General features: G+C 69.3%; 16 protein-coding genes. 11 read left to right on the top strand and 5 right to left on the bottom strand.

The window, feature by feature from the left end; translation table 11 throughout:
• A partial coding sequence (locus tag G3I19_RS12265; RefSeq protein WP_164263106.1) for a GAF domain-containing protein occupies positions 1-529 on the bottom strand: 529 nt, incomplete at its 3' end.
• 136 nt (positions 530-665) lie between these two features.
• Between G3I19_RS12265 and G3I19_RS12260 the strand changes: the two genes are divergently transcribed.
• The 3 genes from G3I19_RS12260 to G3I19_RS12250 all read left to right on the top strand — a co-directional run bounded on the left by G3I19_RS12260 (position 666) and on the right by G3I19_RS12250 (position 4,899).
• The gene (locus tag G3I19_RS12260) at positions 666-2,345 is read left to right on the top strand and encodes an AMP-binding protein (RefSeq protein ID WP_164263104.1); all 1,680 of its coding nucleotides are present in this window, start codon (positions 666-668) and stop codon (positions 2,343-2,345) included.
• Positions 2,342-3,940: an AMP-binding protein gene (locus tag G3I19_RS12255; protein WP_164263102.1), complete on the top strand. Its 1,599-nt coding sequence runs from the start codon at positions 2,342-2,344 to the stop codon at positions 3,938-3,940. The genes G3I19_RS12260 and G3I19_RS12255 overlap by 4 nt, the downstream gene beginning before the upstream one ends.
• 191 nt (positions 3,941-4,131) lie before the next feature.
• A complete protein-coding gene (locus G3I19_RS12250; protein ID WP_164263100.1) occupies positions 4,132-4,899 on the top strand; it encodes a polysaccharide deacetylase family protein in 768 nt (255 codons plus the stop codon).
• Positions 4,900-4,950: 51 nt separating this feature from the next.
• Here G3I19_RS12250 and G3I19_RS12245 read toward each other — a convergent pair whose 3' ends face one another.
• A complete protein-coding gene (locus G3I19_RS12245; RefSeq protein ID WP_239074196.1) occupies positions 4,951-5,709 on the bottom strand; it encodes a hypothetical protein in 759 nt (252 codons plus the stop codon).
• A gap of 203 nt (positions 5,710-5,912) precedes the next feature.
• Here G3I19_RS12245 and gcl point away from each other — a divergent pair, with 203 nt between their 5' ends.
• Complete coding sequence (gene gcl / locus G3I19_RS12240; protein WP_164263098.1) at positions 5,913-7,697, top strand: glyoxylate carboligase; 1,785 nt, start codon at positions 5,913-5,915, stop codon at positions 7,695-7,697.
• Positions 7,698-8,377: 680 nt separating this feature from the next.
• Here the strand turns inward: gcl and G3I19_RS12235 are convergent.
• The 3 genes from G3I19_RS12235 to G3I19_RS12225 all read right to left on the bottom strand — a co-directional run bounded on the left by G3I19_RS12235 (position 8,378) and on the right by G3I19_RS12225 (position 11,783).
• On the bottom strand, positions 8,378-9,835 hold the full coding sequence (locus tag G3I19_RS12235) for a catalase (RefSeq protein ID WP_164263096.1): 1,458 nt from the start codon (positions 9,833-9,835) through the stop codon (positions 8,378-8,380).
• A gap of 200 nt (positions 9,836-10,035) precedes the next feature.
• Positions 10,036-10,926, bottom strand: coding sequence for a 2-hydroxy-3-oxopropionate reductase (locus G3I19_RS12230; RefSeq protein ID WP_164263094.1), 891 nt, complete (start codon positions 10,924-10,926; stop codon positions 10,036-10,038).
• 35 nt (positions 10,927-10,961) lie between these two features.
• On the bottom strand, positions 10,962-11,783 hold the full coding sequence (locus G3I19_RS12225; RefSeq protein ID WP_164263092.1) for a TIM barrel protein: 822 nt from the start codon (positions 11,781-11,783) through the stop codon (positions 10,962-10,964).
• Between the two features lie 125 nt (positions 11,784-11,908).
• On the opposite strand from G3I19_RS12225, the gene G3I19_RS12220 reads away from it, so the two are divergent.
• The 7 genes from G3I19_RS12220 (at position 11,909) to G3I19_RS12190 (ending at position 17,990) form a co-directional block, all read left to right on the top strand.
• Positions 11,909-12,169, top strand: a complete 261-nt coding sequence (locus tag G3I19_RS12220; protein WP_164263090.1) for a hypothetical protein — start codon at positions 11,909-11,911, stop codon at positions 12,167-12,169.
• Entirely contained in the window at positions 12,166-12,543 is a 378-nt protein-coding gene (locus G3I19_RS12215; RefSeq protein WP_164263088.1) for a helix-turn-helix domain-containing protein, read from the top strand. Before G3I19_RS12220 ends, G3I19_RS12215 begins: the two co-directional genes overlap by 4 nt.
• Positions 12,544-12,721: 178 nt before the next feature.
• Positions 12,722-13,291 carry a 2-oxo-4-hydroxy-4-carboxy-5-ureidoimidazoline decarboxylase gene (gene uraD / locus G3I19_RS12210; protein WP_343235076.1) on the top strand — a complete coding sequence of 190 codons (570 nt, stop codon included), beginning with the start codon at positions 12,722-12,724 and terminating at the stop codon, positions 13,289-13,291.
• 5 nt (positions 13,292-13,296) lie between these two features.
• Complete coding sequence (gene uraH / locus G3I19_RS12205) at positions 13,297-13,686, top strand: hydroxyisourate hydrolase (RefSeq protein ID WP_164263086.1); 390 nt, start codon at positions 13,297-13,299, stop codon at positions 13,684-13,686.
• A 7-nt stretch (positions 13,687-13,693) separates the two neighbouring features.
• Entirely contained in the window at positions 13,694-14,617 is a 924-nt protein-coding gene (gene pucL, locus G3I19_RS12200; protein ID WP_164263084.1) for a factor-independent urate hydroxylase, read from the top strand.
• 174 nt (positions 14,618-14,791) lie between these two features.
• Positions 14,792-16,177, top strand: coding sequence for an 8-oxoguanine deaminase (locus G3I19_RS12195; protein WP_164263083.1), 1,386 nt, complete (start codon positions 14,792-14,794; stop codon positions 16,175-16,177).
• A gap of 298 nt (positions 16,178-16,475) precedes the next feature.
• On the top strand, positions 16,476-17,990 hold the full coding sequence (locus G3I19_RS12190) for a nucleobase:cation symporter-2 family protein (protein WP_164263081.1): 1,515 nt from the start codon (positions 16,476-16,478) through the stop codon (positions 17,988-17,990).
• Positions 17,991-18,011: the final 21 nt, after the last annotated feature.

Here is an 18,011-nt window from a genome sequence, read left to right as displayed (position 1 = left end):
GCAGTTCGCCGTGCGCCTCGCGCACCTGCTCCCATGCGCCGGGCCCGGCCACCGGCTCGCGCGCCGCCGCGAGCCGCTGTTGCACCTCGTCGCGAACCGCCAGCGACTGCTCGACGTCCCGGGCCGCCTCGACCGCCGCGTTGTACGTCCGGTCGCCGAACGACAGCCGTTCGCGTACCGCCCCGTACAGCACACCGCGTACCTTCCTGCGTACCACCACCGGCACCGCGAGCACCGCGTGCAGCCCTTCCGCGCCCACCGCCGTGTCGTACTCATGGCTGATGTGGAGGGACGAGCGGTAGTCGGTCACCGCACACGGCCGAGACAGCGCTATCGACTTTCCGCCGAGTCCGTTGCCCGCCGATACCGCGAGGCCGCGCAGCGCCGGTGTCGCCGTGCCGCTCAGCTCCGCGATGCGCAGCTGCCCGGCGCCGGTCAGCAGGCCGCCGAACGCGACCGGCAGCCCGGTGGCCCGGCGCATCCGCAGCAGCGCCGCCCGCATGTCCACTGCTTCGACCGGCTCCGGCACGCCGCCGCTCCTCTCCGCCGGGCCAGGGCTCCGGCGCTCCTCCACCGGGACACGCCTTCGCCCCCGTTCGGGGGTGGTGGGACCCGGGCCACTGATTACACGATGCTGGGCAGCAGTCCCGCAATGAGGAGGACACATGGTGTCGAACAACGCGACGGAGGAGTTCCGGGCCGCACGGGACTTCCTGCTCCGCCACCGCGAGGAGTACCGCACGGCCTACGACGGTTTCAGCTGGCCGCGCCCCGAGTATTTCAACTGGGCGCTCGACTGGTTCGACACCATCGCCCGGGGCAACGAGCGCACCGCGCTGCACATCGTCGAGGAGGACGGCACCGAGTCCGAGGTCTCGTTCGACGAGATGGCCGTGCTGTCCGACCGGGCGGCCAACTGGCTCCGGGCCCAGGGCGTCCGGGCCGGTGACCGCATCCTGGTCGTCCTCGGCAACCAGCAGGAGCTGTGGGAGACGGCGCTCGCCGCGATGAAGCTACGGGCCGTCGTCATCCCGGCAACTCCGCTGCTCGGCCCGGCGGATCTGCGCGACCGGGTCGACCGCGGCGGCGCCCGGCATGTGCTCGTACGGACCGAGGACACCGCCAAGTTCGCCGAGGTGGCGGGCGATTACACCCGGATCGCGGTCGGCCCCGACACCCCCGGCGGCTGGCTCTCCTACGGGGACGCCGCGGCGGCGTCCGCCGACTTCGCGCCCGACGGGGCCACCGCAGCGGACGATCCGCTGATGCTGTACTTCACCTCGGGGACGACGGCCAGGCCCAAGCTGGTGGAGCACACCCACACCTCGTACCCGGTCGGCCATCTGGCGACGATGTACTGGATCGGACTGCGCCCCGGCGACGTCCACCTCAACATCTCCTCACCCGGATGGGCCAAGCACGCCTGGTCGAACCTGTTCGCCCCGTGGAACGCCGAGGCGACCGTCTTCATCCACAACTACACGCGCTTCGACCCGGCCCGGCTGATGGCCGAGATGGACCGGGCGGGCGTGACGTCCTTCTGCGCGCCGCCGACCGTCTGGCGGATGCTGATCCAGGCCGACCTCAGCAGGCTGCGGACCCCGCCGCGCGAGGTCGCGGCGGCCGGCGAGCCGCTGAATCCCGAGGTCATCGAGACCGTACGGCGCGCCTGGGGCACCACCATCCGGGACGGCTTCGGGCAGACGGAGACCGCCGTCCAGGTGGCCAACAGTCCGGGCCAGCTCCTCAAGTCGGGCTCCATGGGACGCCCGACGCCCGGGTACAAGGTCGAACTGCTCGACCCGGTCACCGGGGAGCCGGGGGTCGACGAGGGCGAGATCTGCCTGGACCTCTCCGCCCGGCCCGTCGGTCTGATGACGGGATACCACGGCGACCCGGAGCGCACCGCCGAGGCGATGGCGGGCGGCTACTACCGCACCGGCGACATCGGCTCGCGCGACGCGGACGGCTACATCACCTACATCGGCCGCTCCGACGACGTCTTCAAGGCGTCCGACTACAAGATCTCGCCGTTCGAGCTGGAGAGCGCGCTCCTGGAGCACGAGGCGGTGGCGGAGGCCGCGGTCGTGCCGGCCCCCGACCCGCTGCGGCTCGCCGTCCCGAAGGCGTACGTGGTCCTCGCGGAGGGCTGGGAGCCGGGCCCCGACGTGGCGAAGGTGCTGTTCGAGCACTCGCGCGCGGTGCTCGCCCCGTACAAGCGGATCCGGCGGATCGAGTTCGCCGAGCTGCCCAAGACGGTCTCCGGGAAGATCCGCAGGATCGAACTGCGCCGGGCGACCGCGGAGGGCTCCACCGCCGAGTACGACGAGGGGGAGCTGCGATGACCCTCTCCTACGCACACGGCACCGGCACGACACCGCTGCTGGGCGACACGATCGGCGCGAACCTGGACCGGGCGGTCGCCGCGTTCCCGGGCCGCGAGGCGCTCGTCGACGTGCCGTCCGGGCGGCGCTGGACCTACGCGGAGTTCGGCGCCGCCGTGGACGAGCTGGCCCGGGGGCTCGTCGGCAGCGGGGTCGGCACCGGCGACCGGGTGGGGATCTGGGCGGTCAACTGCCCGGAGTGGGTGCTCGTCCAGTACGCCACCGCGCGGATCGGCGCGATCATGGTCAACATCAACCCGGCGTACCGGGCCCACGAGCTGGAGTTCGTGCTGCGCCAGGCCGGGATCTCGCTGCTGATCGCATCGGCCGGGCACAAGGGCACCGACTACCGGGCGCTGGTCGGCGAAGTGCGCGGCAACTGCCCGCGGCTGCGCTCCGTCCACTACATCGGTGACCCGTCCTGGGACGAACTGGCCGCGGCCGCAGGGCCGGTGGCGCTCGACGAGGCGCTGTTGTCCTGTGACGACCCGATCAACGTCCAGTACACATCGGGCACCACCGGATTCCCGAAGGGTGCCACACTCTCCCACCACAACATCCTCAACAACGGTTTCTTCGTGGGGGAGTTGGTGGGCTACACGGAGCAGGACCGGATCTGTCTGCCGGTGCCCTTCTACCATTGCTTCGGCATGGTGATGGGAAATCTGGCGGCCACTTCGCACGGCGCGTGCATCGTCATCCCGGCGGCCTCCTTCGACCCGGAGGCCACCCTGCGCGCCGTCGAGCAGGAGCGCTGCACCTCGCTCTACGGGGTGCCCACGATGTTCATCGCGGAGCTGAACCACCCGGACTTCGCCTCGTACGACCTGAGTTCGCTGCGTACCGGGATCATGGCGGGCTCGCCCTGTCCCGCGGAGGTGATGAAGCGGGTCGTCTCCGAGATGCACATGGCGGAGGTGTCGATCTGCTACGGGATGACCGAGACCTCGCCGGTGTCCACCCAGACCCGCCGCGACGACGATCTGGGCCGCAGGACCGGGACGGCGGGCCGGGTGCTGCCGCATCTGGAGGTGAAGGTCGTCGATCCGGCGACCGGGGTCACGGTGGAGCGCGGCGAGCCGGGCGAGCTGTGCACCCGGGGCTACAGCGTGATGCTCGGCTACTGGGAGGAGCCGGAGAAGACCGCCGAGGTGATCGACGCGGGCCGCTGGATGCACACCGGGGATCTGGCCGTCATCCGTGCGGACGGATATGTGCAGATCGTCGGCCGGATCAAGGACATGATCATCCGGGGCGGCGAGAACGTCTATCCGCGCGAGATCGAGGAGTTCCTCTACGGCCACCCCAAGATCGCCGATGTCCAGGTGATCGGTGTACCGGACGAGCGGTACGGCGAAGAGGTGCTGGCCTGCGTCATCCCGCGGGATCCGGCCGATCCGCCGACGCTGGACGGGATCCGGGAGTTCTGCCGCGACCGGCTGGCCCATTACAAGATCCCGCGCGGGCTGCGGATCCTGGACGCCTTCCCCATGACGGTCAGCGGCAAGGTCAGAAAGGTGGAGCTGCGGAACCTGTACGGCGCGACTGCCGTCTAGAAGAGCGGCTGACGTTCCGCAGGGGCGCGGGACGGGGGCCCCGGAGCAGCGCGGGACCGGGGGTCCGGGGCAGCGGGGGGACGGGGGTCCGAAGGGGAAGGCAGGGGAGGGCAAGGAGGTCCGAACACCGCCCGGCCGAGCGGGGCCCCCGCTATACACTCGCTGTATACATGCTGTGTATAGTCCTGGCCATGTCATTGCTGAAGAAGAAGGCCGGGCGGCTCCGGGCGGCCGCTGCCGTGGCCGCGCTCATATCCGTGGCCCTGAGCGGCTGTTCGATGGAGACCACCTCGCCGTCCGAGGCGCGCGACCACGCGGACAAGAAGGACACCGCCCCGCTGGGCCCCGCCGACTGCCGCAAGGTCAAGTGCATCGCCCTGACCTTCGACGCAGGTCCCGGTCCGAACACCGCGCACCTGCTCGACGTCCTGAAGGAGAAGAAGGTCCACGCGACCTTCTTCCTGCTCGGCCGGGACCATGTGATGAAGTACCCCGAGCTGGTCAAGCGCGAGGCCGCCGAGGGCCACGAGGTGGGCAACCACACCTGGACACACAAGATCCTCACGAAGCAGAAGGCCGACGTCGCCCGCGCGGAGATCGACAGGACCGAGGCCGCGGTGGAGAAGCTCACCGGCAAGCGGCCCCGGGTGATGCGCCCGCCGCAGGGCAGGACCAACGACGACGTCTCCAAGATCTGCAAGGAGCTGGGCGTCTCCCAGGTGCTGTGGAGCACCACCGCCAAGGACTACTCCACGAACGACACCGCCCTCATCGAGAAGCGGACGCTCAAGCAGGCGAAGCCCGACGGCATCATCCTGCTGCACGACATCTACCAGGGCACGGTGCCCGCGGTCTCCGGCATCATCGACACCCTGCAGAAGCGCGGCTACCACTTCGTGACGGTGCCGCAGCTGATCGCCCCCGCGCAGCTGAAGCCGGGCGAGATCTACCGCCCGTAGGGGTCTTCCACCGGACAGCCCCTGTGCGGCTGTACCCGGTCGGGGCGCCGCTCAGGTCTGCGCGGCGCCCGTACTGACCAGTTCGTCGGCCGGTCCGTTGACCGGCTGCGGGGTGCCCGTGAGATCCAGCGCGAAGAGCGGTACGGCCAGGGCGTCGGCCCGGGTGCGCGCGTCAGCGGCGTACCCCGGGAGCGAGAAGAAGACGCACACCGCCGCCGAGTTCATGCCGTGCAGCCACAGGCACTCGATGTCGCGCGGCGCGGCGGGCCGTGTGGTGGCCTCCACGGCCGCGATCAGACCCGGCCCGTGCAGATCGATGCCGGAGGCCGGCCGCCGCTGCGGCTGTGCGATCTCACGGAAACCCAGCCACTCCAGATAGCGCGCCGCCGTCGACACCACATCGGCCGCGGTGCGGATCGGCATGGGACGGAAGGCGGGCCGGGGCGTGGCGGCCGTGCGCGGCAGCGGTATGTGGGCCGGTGGCCGAGGGCCGGCGGGATCCGCCACCGGCCGCACCGCGAGCCGCAGGACCGTACCGCAGGAGCATCCCAGCTCGGGCCGCGGCCACTCGTCCTGCCGCCCGCACGACGCGCAGCGGACCGTGACCCACTCGTCCGACCAGCTCCGGCGGGTGAGCTGGACCGGCGGCGCGTCCGCCAGCAGTGGCGGGGCGAGCGGGGCGCCGCAGGCGCAGGGCAGGACCGTCGCCGTATAGGCGTGTTCCCTCAGGCAGACCGGACAGCACACGACCGCGCTCGTCGCCCACTCGTCCGCGCCTCTCCCCGCACCCTTTCCCGCTCCCTCTCCCATGAGGACATCGTCCACCAGGCGGACCGGCCCGCGGGCGTACTTGGCGCAGGTGACGTAAGTCCGTCGTCCCTCTCTTGACGACAGGCGCAGCCAGCTCTTACATTGCTTCCGTATAGCAGAAATGAACTTCCGTAATACGGAATTGGGCGATCTCAGGTTGGCGCGACAGGAGGCCCACTCCGACTGGCGAGCAGGAGTATTCAATGCCTCGTATGACCGCTGCCCGAGCGGCAGTCGAGATTCTCAAGCGCGAGGGCGTCAGCAACGCGTTCGGCGTGCCGGGCGCGGCGATCAACCCCTTCTACGCGGCCCTCAAGGCCGCCGGTGGCGTGCGGCACACGCTCGCCCGCCACGTCGAGGGCGCCTCGCACATGGCCGAGGGGTACACCCGTACCCACCCCGGCAACATCGGCGTCTGCATCGGCACATCGGGCCCTGCGGGCACCGACATGATCACCGGTCTCTACTCGGCCACCGGTGACTCCATCCCGATCCTCTGCATCACCGGCCAGGCTCCGGTCGCCGTGATGCAGAAGGAGGACTTCCAGGCCGTCGACATCGCCTCGATCGCCAAGCCGGTCACCAAGGCGGCGACCACCGTCATGGAGGCCGCACAGGTTCCCGGGGTCTTCCAGCAGGCGTTCCACCTGATGCGCTCGGGGCGTCCGGGGCCGGTCCTCATCGACCTGCCGATCGACGTGCAGCAGACCGAGATCGAGTTCGACCCGGAGACGTACACCCCGCTGCCGGTCTACAAGCCGGTCGCGTCCCGCGCCCAGATCGAGAAGGCGATCACGCTCCTCAACGAGTCGGAGCGCCCGCTGATCGTGGCCGGCGGCGGCATCATCAACGCCGACGCCTCCGAACTGCTGGTGGAGTTCGCCGAGCTGACCGGTACGCCGGTCATCCCGACCCTGATGGGCTGGGGCATCCTCGCCGACGACCACGAGCTGAACGCGGGCATGGTCGGCCTCCAGACCTCGCACCGCTACGGCAACGCCACGTTCCTGGAGTCGGACTTCGTCCTCGGCATCGGCAACCGCTGGGCCAACCGCCACACGGGCAAGCTCGACGCGTACACCAAGGGCCGCAAGTTCGTCCACGTCGACATCGAGCCCACCCAGCTGGGCAAGATCTTCGCCCCCGACTTCGGGATCGCGTCGGACGCCAAGGCCGCCCTGGAGCTGTTCGTCGAGGTCGCGCGCGAGCTGAAGGCCGCGGGCAAGCTCCCGGACCGCAAGGAGTGGGCCGCGTCGGCCCAGGACCGCAAGGCCAGGCTGCAGCGCCGTACGCACTTCGACAACGTGCCGATGAAGCCGCAGCGTGTGTACGAGGAGATGAACCGCGCGTTCGGCCCCGACACCCGTTACGTCACGACCATCGGCCTCTCCCAGATCGCCGGCGCGCAGATGCTGCACGTCTACAAGCCGCGCCACTGGATCAACTGCGGCCAGGCGGGCCCGCTGGGCTGGACGATCCCGGCCGCGCTGGGTGTCGCCACCGCCGACCCCGGTGCGACGGTCGTCGCGCTCTCCGGTGACTACGACTTCCAGTTCATGCTGGAGGAGCTGGCCGTCGGCGCGCAGCACAACATCCCGTACGTCCACGTCCTGGTGAACAACGCGTACCTGGGCCTCATCCGCCAGGCCCAGCGCAACTTCGACATCGACTTCCAGGTCAACCTGGAGTTCGAGAACATCAACTCTCCCGAGCTCGGCGTGTACGGCGTGGACCACGTCAAGGTCGCCGAGGGCCTGGGCTGCAAGGCGATCCGGGTCACCGAGCCCGACCAGCTGCTGCCCGCCTTCGAGGAGGCCAAGAAGCTGGCCGCGCAGTACCGCGTCCCGGTCGTCGTGGAGGCGATCCTGGAGCGGATCACCAACATCTCGATGAGCGGCACCGACCTGGCCGGTGTCAACGAGTTCGAGGACATCGCGACGGAGGAGGGTCACGCTCCGACCGCGATCCTCCCGCTCAAGACGTCCTGACCTTCGGACGAAGAGGGGCGGGCCCGCCGGCAACGGCGGGCCCGCCCTTTTGTGTGTGGTGCGTGGTGCGCGGTCCGCGGTGTGTGGTGCACGCGGGGGCGGCCTCCGGGCGGCGTGCGGTGGTGCGCCTGGTGTGGCCTGGTGCGCGCCTGGTGCCAGGCGTACTGAGGCCGTCGGGCTGCCCCCTCCCACCGGGCACACCAGCACAGTCACAGTCCCGGGCACGCGAGCACAGGTCCCGGGCACGCGAGCACCGTCCCGGGCACGCGAGCACCGTCCCGGGCACACGAAAGGAGTGCGGAACAAGGGATCGTGGACCCTGTTCCGCACTCCGGCTCGTGTTGCTGATGACCGCCCGACGGCACGAGACTGGGCGCGACAGGACATTCGCGCCGCCGGGCGGGGCATGGGGAGACGCTCCGAGCGGGGAGGCTCTGGGTGGGGGAGGTGTTCCGTGCCGGGACAGCAGGGGACCGCGGCGGAGTGCGATTGGCTCCCCGGTCCCTCTCCTTCACATCAGGAGAGCGCCGGGGAAGCCTTGACCACCGCACTGGCATCGTCACTCCGCCGCGGTCCGCAGGCTTGTCCGGGCCGCCGGCCACCCCTCATCGGGACGGCGGACCGGACCGCGCCGGTGACCTGACCTCCCGTCAAGTCACCAGCGCCGTCTATCGGTCGACTCAGTTCTCGCGCAGAGCGCGGACCGCTTCCTCGACGCGCTTGCCGTACTCCGTGTCGGCGGCGTGGAAGTGCGCGAGGTTCTTCTCGATGACGTCCTCGAGGGTGACCTGCGAGAGGCCGCCCGCGATGTTGGCGATCAGCCGCGACTTCTCGTCGTCGGACATCAGCCGGTACAGCTCGCCCGCCTGGAAGAAGTCGTCGTCCTTGACGTGCTCGGCGGCGCCCTGCGCTCCGGTCCAGCCGGTCACGGCCAGCGGGGCGGCCAGCGGCGCGTCCGTCTGGGCCGGGCCCGCGTGGGAGTTGGGCTCGTAGTTCTTGTCGTCGCGCGAGCCGTAGCGGGTCGCCATGTGGCCGTCACGGCCGTAGTTGTCGACGGTCGCGTTCCGCGGCGCGTTGACCGGCAGCTGCGTGTGGTTGATGCCCACGCGGTAGCGCTGCGCGTCGGCGTACGCGAAGAGACGGCCCTGGAGCATCTTGTCGGGCGAAGGACCGATGCCGGGGACGAAGTTGTTCGGCGAGAACGCGGCCTGCTCGACCTCGGCGAACACGTTGTCCGGGTTGCGGTCCAGGACCAGACGGCCCACGCGCTGCAGCGGGTAGTCGCTGTGCGGCCACACCTTGGTGACGTCGAACGGGTTGAAGCGGTAGTCGGCCGCCTCGGCCGCCGGCATGATCTGGACGTGCAGCGTCCAGGACGGGTTGACGCCCCGCTCGATCGCCTGGAGCAGGTCGGTCTGGTGGCTGTTGCCGTCCTTGCCCACCAGCTCCGAAGCCTGGTCGGCGGAGAGGCTGCGGACGCCCTGGTTCGTCTTGAAGTGGTACTTGACGAAGAAGGCTTCGCCCTGGGCGTTCGTCCACTGGTAGGTGTGCGAGCCGTAGCCGTTCATGTGCCGGTACGAGGCGGGGATGCCTCGGTCGCCCATCAGCCAGGTCACCTGGTGGGTGGCCTCGGGGGAGTGCGCCCAGAAGTCCCAGACGTTGTTGGGCTCCTGCTTGCCGGTGAACGGGTCACGCTTCTGCGAGTGGATGAAGTCCGGGAACTTGATGGGGTCCTTGATGAAGAAGACCGGGGTGTTGTTCCCCACGAGGTCGTAGTTGCCCTCGTCGGTGTAGAACTTCAGCGCGAAGCCACGGGGGTCCCGTACGGCGTCGGAGCCGCCCAGCGAGTCGGCCACGGTGGAGAAGCGGATGAACGTGTCGGTGCGCTTGCCCACGCTGGAGAGGAAGTCGGCGCGGGTGAAGCCGGTGACGTCGTCGGTCACCTCGAAGTAGCCGTAGGCGCCGGAGCCGCGGGCGTGGACGACACGCTCCGGGATGCGCTCCCGGTTGAACCGGGCGAGCTTCTCCAGCAGGTGCTGGTCCTGGAGGAGGATCGGGCCGCCGACGCCGGCGGTGGCGGAGTTCTGGTTGTCGGCGACCGGGGCGCCTGACTCGGTCGTAAGCACGCGCTTCGACATCGTGGACCTTCCGTACTGGGGCTGCTGACGGCTTGAGGAGCGTAAATACGCTGCGAACGCCGCGTCAACAGTTTGTTGAAATTGAGGTGTGAGGTGACCGGACCGCGGCAGCGCCTGGGCGCGACAGGACAGGTGTCAGCGCTGCCGCGGACCGGAGTTCGGAAGGGGCCGGACGGAGCCCCGGAAGGGGAGCCTCGGGGTCAGACCTGCTGGCCGGACAGCCGCTCGACCGAGCGCAGCAGCGCGGAGTGGTCGAGGCCGCCGTCGCCCTGGGCGCGCAGCGAGGCGACCAGCTGGGCCACGACCGCGCCGACGGGCAGTGCGGCGCCGACGTTGCGGGCGGCGTCGGTGACGATGCCCATGTCCTTGTGGTGCAGGTCGATCCGGAAGCCGGGCTTGAAGTCCCGGTTCAGGAAGTTGTCCTTCTTGCGCGTCAGGACGGTCGAACCGGCCAGGCCGCCGTTGAGGACGTCGAGGGCGGCGTTGAGGTTCACACCGGACTTCTCCAGGAAGACCACGGCCTCGGCGCACGCCTGGATGTTGACCGCGACGATCAGCTGGTTGGCGGCCTTCACCGTCTGGCCCGAGCCGTGCGGACCACAGAGCACGATGGTCTTGCCCAGCGCGTCCAGGATCGGCTTCGCGGTGTCGAAGTCGGCCTGCTCGCCGCCGACCATGATGGACAGTACGGCCTCGATGGCACCGGCTTCGCCGCCGGAGACCGGGGCGTCCAGGACGCGCAGGCCCTTCTCGGCGCCGGCCTTGCCCAGGTCGACCGAGGTCTGCGGGGTGATCGACGACATGTCGATCAGCAGCGCGCCCGCCTTGGCGTTCTCCAGGATGCCGTCAGGGCCGTACGCGATGGCCTCGACGTGCGGCGACGCGGGCACCATGGTGATCACCACGTCGGCGTCGCGCACCGCTTCGGCGATCGAGGAGACGGCGGTGCCGCCTGCGGCGGCCAGCCGGTCCAGCTTGTCCTGCTCCAGGGTGTAGCCGGTCACCGAGTAGCCGGCCTTGATCAGGTTCTCGGACATCGGGGAGCCCATGATGCCGAGGCCGATCCATGCGACCTTGGGGAGATTGCTCATGCGGGGGTCCTCTTTCAACACGCGGGTGGAGATGGTCAGTTGGGGAGCCAGCCGAAGGCTTCGGCGCTCGGGCGGTCGCCCGGCTTGTACTCCAGGCCGACCCAGCCGTCGTAGCCGGCCTTGCTCAGCCGGTCGAGCAGGTCCTCCAGCGGCAGCGAACCCGTGCCGGGCGCGCCGCGGCCGGGGTTGTCCGCGATCTGTACGTGGCCGGTCTGTGCGGCGTAGGTGTCGATGACCTCGTTGAGGTCCTCGCCGTTCATCGACAGGTGGTACAGGTCGAGCAGGAACTTCGCGTTCCCGAGCCCGGTCAGGGCGTTGACCTTGTTGACCACGTCGATCGCGGCCGGAGCGCTCACCAGCGGGCACAGCGGCGACTCGGGCTTGTTGAGCGCCTCGATGAGCAGGATCGCGCCCACCCGGTCGGCGGCGCGGGCCGCTACCGTGAGGTTCTCCAGGGCCAGCTCGTCCTGGACGGCCGGGTCCACGCCCTCGACCCGGTTGCCGTACAGCGCGTTGAGCGCCTTGCAGCCGACCGAGGCGGCGAAGTCGGCCGCGATGTCGATGTTGGCGCGGAAGCGGTCGGACTCCTCGCCGGGGACGGAGAGCGCGCCCCGGTCCGGGCCGGGGAGCCGGCCGGCGTAGAAGTTGAGACCCACCAGCTGGGTACCGGCGTCGTCGAGCGCCTTTTTGAGCGCGTCGAGCTCGCCCTGCGGCGGGGTGGGGGTCTCGATCCAGGGCCACCACAGCTCGACCGCGCTGAAACCGGCCGCGGCGGCGGCCGCGGGACGCTCCAGAAGCGGGAGTTCCGTGAAGAGGATCGAGAGGTTCACATCGAAGCGCTGGTCCGTGTAGCCCATAAGGCGTTCGGCGCTCCTTCCGTATTGCGGAAGTTACTTTCTACTTGATGGAAGATTGCCTGCCGACCTGCTGAGCTGTCAAGTGGGCCTGCCTTTTTTCGTCCGGCGCGCAGTAGGTTGAGCGCGTGCGATTGAGAGTGGAATTCACGACGGAGCCCTTTGATCTGGACGATGCGCCGCCCCATGCGGTGGTCGCCCGGGAGGTCATCCAGGCCGCCGAGCTGGACGCGGTGGATGTCGGACCGTTCGGAAACACCGCCGAGGGTGCCTCGGACGCGGTGCTGACCGCGGTGGACGCACTGCTGCGCCAGGCCCTGGGCGCGGGCGCCACCCGGGTGTCCCTCCAGGTGAACGTGATCGGGCAGGACGGGGAGGACGTGAAGTGACCGAGCCGGGAGACCACCCACTCGTCGCCGCGGTGAAGCCGCTGGTCGACGCCATGGGGGCCGAGATCCTCGTACCGGGCCAGGCGACGGAGGACGACGTCGTGCTCGCCTGGGAGGGGGTGGACGTCCTGGCCGTACGGCTGCCGCAGCTCTCGGATTCCCTGGACCACATCCTGGCGGCGCTCGAACGCCGGCACGGGGTGCCGCTCTCGGAGCTCGACCGCAGGACGAAGCAGGCCGTGGTGCGGATACTGGAGGCGCGGGGCGCCTTCTCGGTGCGCCACGGTGTGGAGACGGTGGCCGGTGCGCTGGGAGTCAGCCGCTTCACCGTCTACAACTACCTGAACAGGGAAAACGTCACCAAGAGCGAGTGAGCGTTCCCGTGGCGGCGCCGACGGGCCACGCCACGGCCGACAGCCGCCGTCCGGGATCCCGGACGGCGGCTTTTGTCTCGTCAAAGTTTTCAACAAAGTGTTGACGTGGTGTTTCCGAGGGCGTTAGCTATCCGCAGCCCGTCCAGCACAAGGCCCATACAAGGCCACGGAGGTCCCCGTGACTTCGAGTCCAGAGCGCTTGCCGGGGGAGAACCCCGGAACCCCCGGAGGTCTCGCCCGGTTCAACACCCTGCGGGACAGTGCGGCGCTAGCCGTGCTTCACGAGGTCTGCGCCAGTTCGGTCTGGGGGAGCAAAATCCTCGCCCAGCGCCCTTACGCCACAGCTGAAGCCCTCTTTCTCGCCAGTGACGCCGCCACGGCCGAGCTGACCACGGAAGACCTGGCCGAGGCGATGGCGGGGCACCCGCCGATCGGGCGGCCGAAACCCGGAGACCCGACGTCCTCCCGTGAACAGCGGGGGATGGCCGGAGCGACCGAGGAGCTCAAGGCCGAGATGCTCGAACTGAACCTGGCCTACCAGGAGAAGTTCGGACATGTCTTCCTGATCTGCGCGACCGGTGCCACCGGCGAGCAGATGCGCGACGCGATGAAAGCCCGGTCCGGCAATACGCCCGAGCAGGAACGCGCGATCGTGCGCACCGAACTCGGCAAGATCAACCGCATCCGGCTGAATCTGGTCGCAGCGGAAGCCGCGCAGCCCGCGGCGGCCGCGGAAGAAGGAGAGTGAAGGTCTTGAGCACGCAGACCACCGCATCGGTGTCCACGCACATCCTGGACACCAGCGTGGGACGCCCCGCCGAAGGTGTCGCCATCTCGCTCGCGGCCCGCAGTGGCCACGGCGCCGAGTGGACAGCGCTCGGCGGGTCCGCGACCGACGCGGACGGGCGCTGCAAGGACCTGCCGGCCCTGCCGGAAGGAACCACCCACGTACGCCTCGATTTCGAGACCGAGACGTACTTTGCCAAGAAACAAGCCGAGGAACAGCAGGACGCCCCCCGCGTAAGGGACAGCGGCGCTTTCTTCCCGGAGGTGGCGATCACGTTCGCCGTCGTCCCGGGTGAGCACTTCCACGTACCGCTGCTGCTCAACCCGTTCGGCTACTCCGTATACCGAGGGAGCTAGTACCGAAATGCCCACGATTCTCGGCCAGAACCAGTACGGCAAAGCAGAGAACCGCGTCGTCAAGATCACGCGGGACGGCGACACCCACCACATCAAGGACCTCAACGTCTCGGTCGCCCTCTCCGGCGACATGGACGACGTCCACTACTCGGGCTCCAACGCCAACGTCCTGCCGACCGACACCACCAAAAACACGGTGTACGCGTTCGCCAAGGAGCACGGCATCGAGTCCGCCGAGCAGTTCGGCATCCATCTGGCCCGGCACTTCGTGACCAGCCAGGAGGGGATCCACCGCGCCAGGATCCGGATCGAGGAGTACGCCTGGGAGCGCATCGCGACCTCGGACGCGAGCTCGCGGTTCATCGGCGCCGACGACGTCCAGCACTCCTTCGTCCGCAAGGGCCAGGAGCTGCGCACCGCCGAGATCACCTATGACGGTGAGAACTGGCAGGTCATCTCGGGTCTGAAGGACCTGAAGGTGATGAACTCCACCAACTCGGAGTTCTGGGGCTACGCCAAGGACAAGTACACGACGCTCAAGGAGGCCTACGACCGCATCCTCGCGACCGCGGTGTCCTCCCAGTGGCGTTACAGCTGGTCCAGCGACGCGGAGCGCATGCCGAACTGGGACAGGTCCTACGAGCAGAGCAAGAAGCACATGCTCCAGGCCTTCGCCGAGACGTACTCGCTCTCCCTGCAGCAGACCATGTACCAGATGGGCGCGCGCATCATCAACAGCCGCAGCGAGATCGACGAGATCCGGTTCTCGCTGCCGAACAGCCACCACTTCCTGGTGGACCTGGAGCCCTTCGGGCTCAAGAACGACAACGAGGTCTACTTCGCGGCCGACCGCCCGTACGGACTCATCGAGGCGACCATCCTGCGGGACGGCGCCGATCCCCGTATCCCGGTGGACATGACCAACCTCTGAGACCCGCCCGGGGCGCTGCCGCCGGGCCGCACCGGCCGGCGGCGGCGCACCGAACGGACCTGACACACCACTTCACTTCACTACTTTCGGCACCCGGAGCCACGCGGCTGCGGCACTCAAATCCTCCTGGGGTCCTGCCGTGCCCACATCGCCACTGCGAGAGAAGGTATCCCCATGGCAGCAACGGCAGCCGCGCGCACGGTCATTGAGAACGTAGCCATCGCGACGGTCGACGCACACGACACCGAGTACGCATCGGGTCATGTCGTGATCGCCGGGAATCGCATCGAATCCGTCGGCGCGGGCAAGGCCCCCGAAGGACTCACCGGCGTAGAACGCCGGATCGACGGCACCGGGCACCTGGTGACGCCGGGTCTGGTCAACACCCACCACCACTTCTACCAGTGGATCACCCGGGGTGTGGCCACCGACCACAACCTCTTCAACTGGCTCGTCGCGCTCTACCCGACCTGGGCGCGCATCGACGAGCAGATGGTCCGCTCGGCCGCGCAGGGCTCCCTCGCGATGATGGCCCGCGGTGGTGTCACCACCGCGATGGACCACCACTACGTCTACCCGCAGGGCTCCGGCGACCTGTCCGGCGCCGTCATCGGCGCCGCCGCCGAGATGGGCGTACGGTTCACGCTGGCCCGCGGCTCCATGGACCGCAGCAAGAAGGACGGCGGGCTGCCCCCGGACTTCGCCGTCGAGACCCTGGAGGGCGCGCTCGCGGCCACCGAGGCGACGGTCGACCAGCACCACGACGCCTCCTTCGACGCGATGACCCAGGTCGCCGTCGCGCCCTGCTCGCCCTTCTCCGTCTCGACCGAACTGCTCAAGCAGGGTGCCGAGCTGGCCCGCCGCAAGGGCGTACGCCTGCACACCCACGGCAGCGAGACCGTCGAGGAGGAGCAGTTCTGCAAGGAACTGTTCGGGATGGGCCCGACCGACTACTTCGAGTCGACCGGCTGGCTCGGTGAGGACGTATGGATGGCGCACTGCGTCCATATGAACGACTCCGACATCGCCGCCTTCGCGCGCACCGGGACCGGCGTCGCCCACTGCCCGTCCTCCAACGCCCGTCTGGCGGCCGGGATCGCCCGTGTGCCCGACATGCTCAAGGCCGGCGTGCCGGTCGGCCTCGGGGTCGACGGCACCGCGTCCAACGAGTCCGGCGAGCTGCACACCGAGCTGCGCAACGCCCTGCTCATCAACCGCCTCGGCGCCCACCGCGAAGCGGCACTCAACGCCCGGCAGGCGCTGCGCCTCGGCACCTACGGTGGTGCTCAGGTCCTGGGCCGCGCCTCGGAGATCGGTTCGCTGGAACCGGGGAAGCTCGCCGACCTCGTGCTGTGGAAGATGGACACCCTCGCCCACGCCTCCATCGCCGACCCGGTGACCGCGCTCGTCTTCGGTGCCGCGGCCCCCGTCACGCTCTCCCTCGTCAACGGCAAGCCCGTCGTCGAGGACAACCACCTGACCACGGTGGACGAGGACGCCATCGCCCGCTCCACGCGGGACGAGGCCCGGCGCCTGGCGCAGATCGCCGCGCGGGCCTGACGTCCGAAAGAAGCTCCGGCCGGGGAGGACGGTCCCCGGCCGGCGGCCGCGAACCCGAGCGGGGTTCACGGCAGCCGTGACCGGGGGGTGTGTGCCCAGAGTGCATACGCCCTCCGGGACGGTGACGTACCCGGAAACCCTCGCCGGAACCCCCGTGCCCCGCCCGGTACCCGACTCAGAAACGCAGTAGCACCGCCCGCAAGCACCGCCCGCACCTCCCCGCAGCCGCACCTGCATTCCGCACCACCTCCCTGATACCCACGTCACCGCCGACGTGTACCCGACCGGAGGAGCCACCGTGGCCGCCGAGCCCAGGTTTCGCACTGATGCAGCAGAAACAGCCGCCGACACCGAATCACCCGGGACCTCCGGAGACACTTCCGCGGACCCCGGCTCCACCTCAGCGGATACGGGAAAGACGACCTCGAAGCATCCGGTCGACGAAGTCCTCCCGCCCGTCAAGATGTTCAGCAGCGGCCTCCAGCATGTGGCCGCCATGTACGCGGGGGTTGTCGCCCCGCCGATGATCGTGGGCCCCGCCGTGGGGCTCAGCGCCAAGGAGACCTCGTTCCTCGTCGGCGCGGCCCTGTTCACCGCGGGCATCGCCACCCTGTTCCAGACCCTCGGATTCTGGCGGGTCGGTTCCCGCCTGCCGTTCGTCAACGGTGTCTCGTTCGGCGGCGTCAGCCCGATGATCGCCATCGGCAAGGGCCGCGGACACGACGGCATCGCCGTGATCTTCGGCGCGATCATCGTCGCCAGTGTGCTGGGGTTCGTACTCGCCCCGTACTTCAGCAAGTTGCTCCGGTTCTTCCCACCGGTCGTCACCGGCACTGTCATCACCCTCATCGGGGTCTCGCTGCTGCCGGTCGCGTTCGGCTGGGCGCAGGGTACCGAGGGGGCCGCCGACTACGGCTCGATGAAGAACATCGGAATGGCCGCCCTCACGCTGGTGATCGTTCTGGCGCTGCGGAAACTGCTCCGCGGTTTCCTCCAGCAGATCGCCATCCTGCTCGGTCTGGTGGTCGGTACGCTCATCGCGATACCGATGGGCATGACCAGCTTCGACGCGATGCGCAACGCCGACCCGATCGGATTCCCGACGCCCTTCCACTTCGGCGCCCCGCAGTTCGAGGTCTCCGCCATCATCTCGATGTGCATCGTGATGCTGGTCTGTATGACCGAGTCGACCGCCGACATGCTGGCGCTCGGCAAGATCGTCGGGCGTCCGGCCGACGAGCGGACCATCGAGGGGGGCCTGCGCGCCGACACCCTGTCCAGCTTCATCAGCCCGTTCTTCAACAGCTTCATGGCGAGCGCCTTCGCCCAGAACATCGGCCTGGTGGCGATGACGAAGGTGCGCAGCCGGTACGTCGTGGCGACCGGCGGCGGGATCCTGATCCTGCTCGGTCTCTGTCCGATGGCAGCGGCCGCGATCGCCCTCGTACCGCTGCCGGTTCTGGGCGGTGCCGGGGTCGTGCTCTTCGGCTCGGTCGCCGCCAGCGGTGTCCAGACGCTGGCCGGCGCGGCGATGGAGAAGGGTGAGAACGCCCTGATCGTCGCCACCTCGCTCGGTATCGGCCTGATCCCGATCGCGGCGCCGAACTTCTACCACGCGTTCCCGAAGAACGTCCTGGTGGTGCTCGACTCCGGCATATCCACCGGGTGTGTGGTGGCCATCGTGCTCAACCTGGCCTTCAACCACCTGGGCCGCAGGAAGGACGCCGGAGCCCCGGAGGGCCCTGAGGAACCGGCCACCGAGGACAACGCGACACAGCAGGCCGTCGCCAAGGCGGCAGCCGCACTGCACTGACGGTGGCGCGCGCCCGCCCAG

It is taken from the genome of Streptomyces sp. SID10853 (genome assembly GCF_010548145.1).
Classification (GTDB): domain Bacteria; phylum Actinomycetota; class Actinomycetes; order Streptomycetales; family Streptomycetaceae; genus Streptomyces.
Note: the sequence above shows the minus strand (reverse complement) of the source record. Positions and strands in the feature narration are given on the sequence as shown.

What these genes read in the sequence shown, in the direction of transcription:
- G3I19_RS12260 (WP_164263104.1), top strand. Translation starts at nt 666, where the DNA reads ATGGTGTCGAACAACGCGACGGAGGAGTTCCGGGCCGCACGGGACTTC.
- G3I19_RS12255 (WP_164263102.1), top strand. Translation starts at nt 2,342, where the DNA reads ATGACCCTCTCCTACGCACACGGCACCGGCACGACACCGCTGCTGGGC.
- G3I19_RS12250 (WP_164263100.1), top strand. Translation starts at nt 4,132, where the DNA reads ATGTCATTGCTGAAGAAGAAGGCCGGGCGGCTCCGGGCGGCCGCTGCC.
- G3I19_RS12245 (WP_239074196.1), bottom strand. Translation starts at nt 5,709, where the DNA reads ATGGGAGAGGGAGCGGGAAAGGGTGCGGGGAGAGGCGCGGACGAGTGG.
- gcl (WP_164263098.1), top strand. Translation starts at nt 5,913, where the DNA reads ATGCCTCGTATGACCGCTGCCCGAGCGGCAGTCGAGATTCTCAAGCGC.
- G3I19_RS12235 (WP_164263096.1), bottom strand. Translation starts at nt 9,835, where the DNA reads ATGTCGAAGCGCGTGCTTACGACCGAGTCAGGCGCCCCGGTCGCCGAC.
- G3I19_RS12230 (WP_164263094.1), bottom strand. Translation starts at nt 10,926, where the DNA reads ATGAGCAATCTCCCCAAGGTCGCATGGATCGGCCTCGGCATCATGGGC.
- G3I19_RS12225 (WP_164263092.1), bottom strand. Translation starts at nt 11,783, where the DNA reads ATGGGCTACACGGACCAGCGCTTCGATGTGAACCTCTCGATCCTCTTC.
- pucL (WP_164263084.1), top strand. Translation starts at nt 13,694, where the DNA reads ATGCCCACGATTCTCGGCCAGAACCAGTACGGCAAAGCAGAGAACCGC.
- G3I19_RS12195 (WP_164263083.1), top strand. Translation starts at nt 14,792, where the DNA reads ATGGCAGCAACGGCAGCCGCGCGCACGGTCATTGAGAACGTAGCCATC.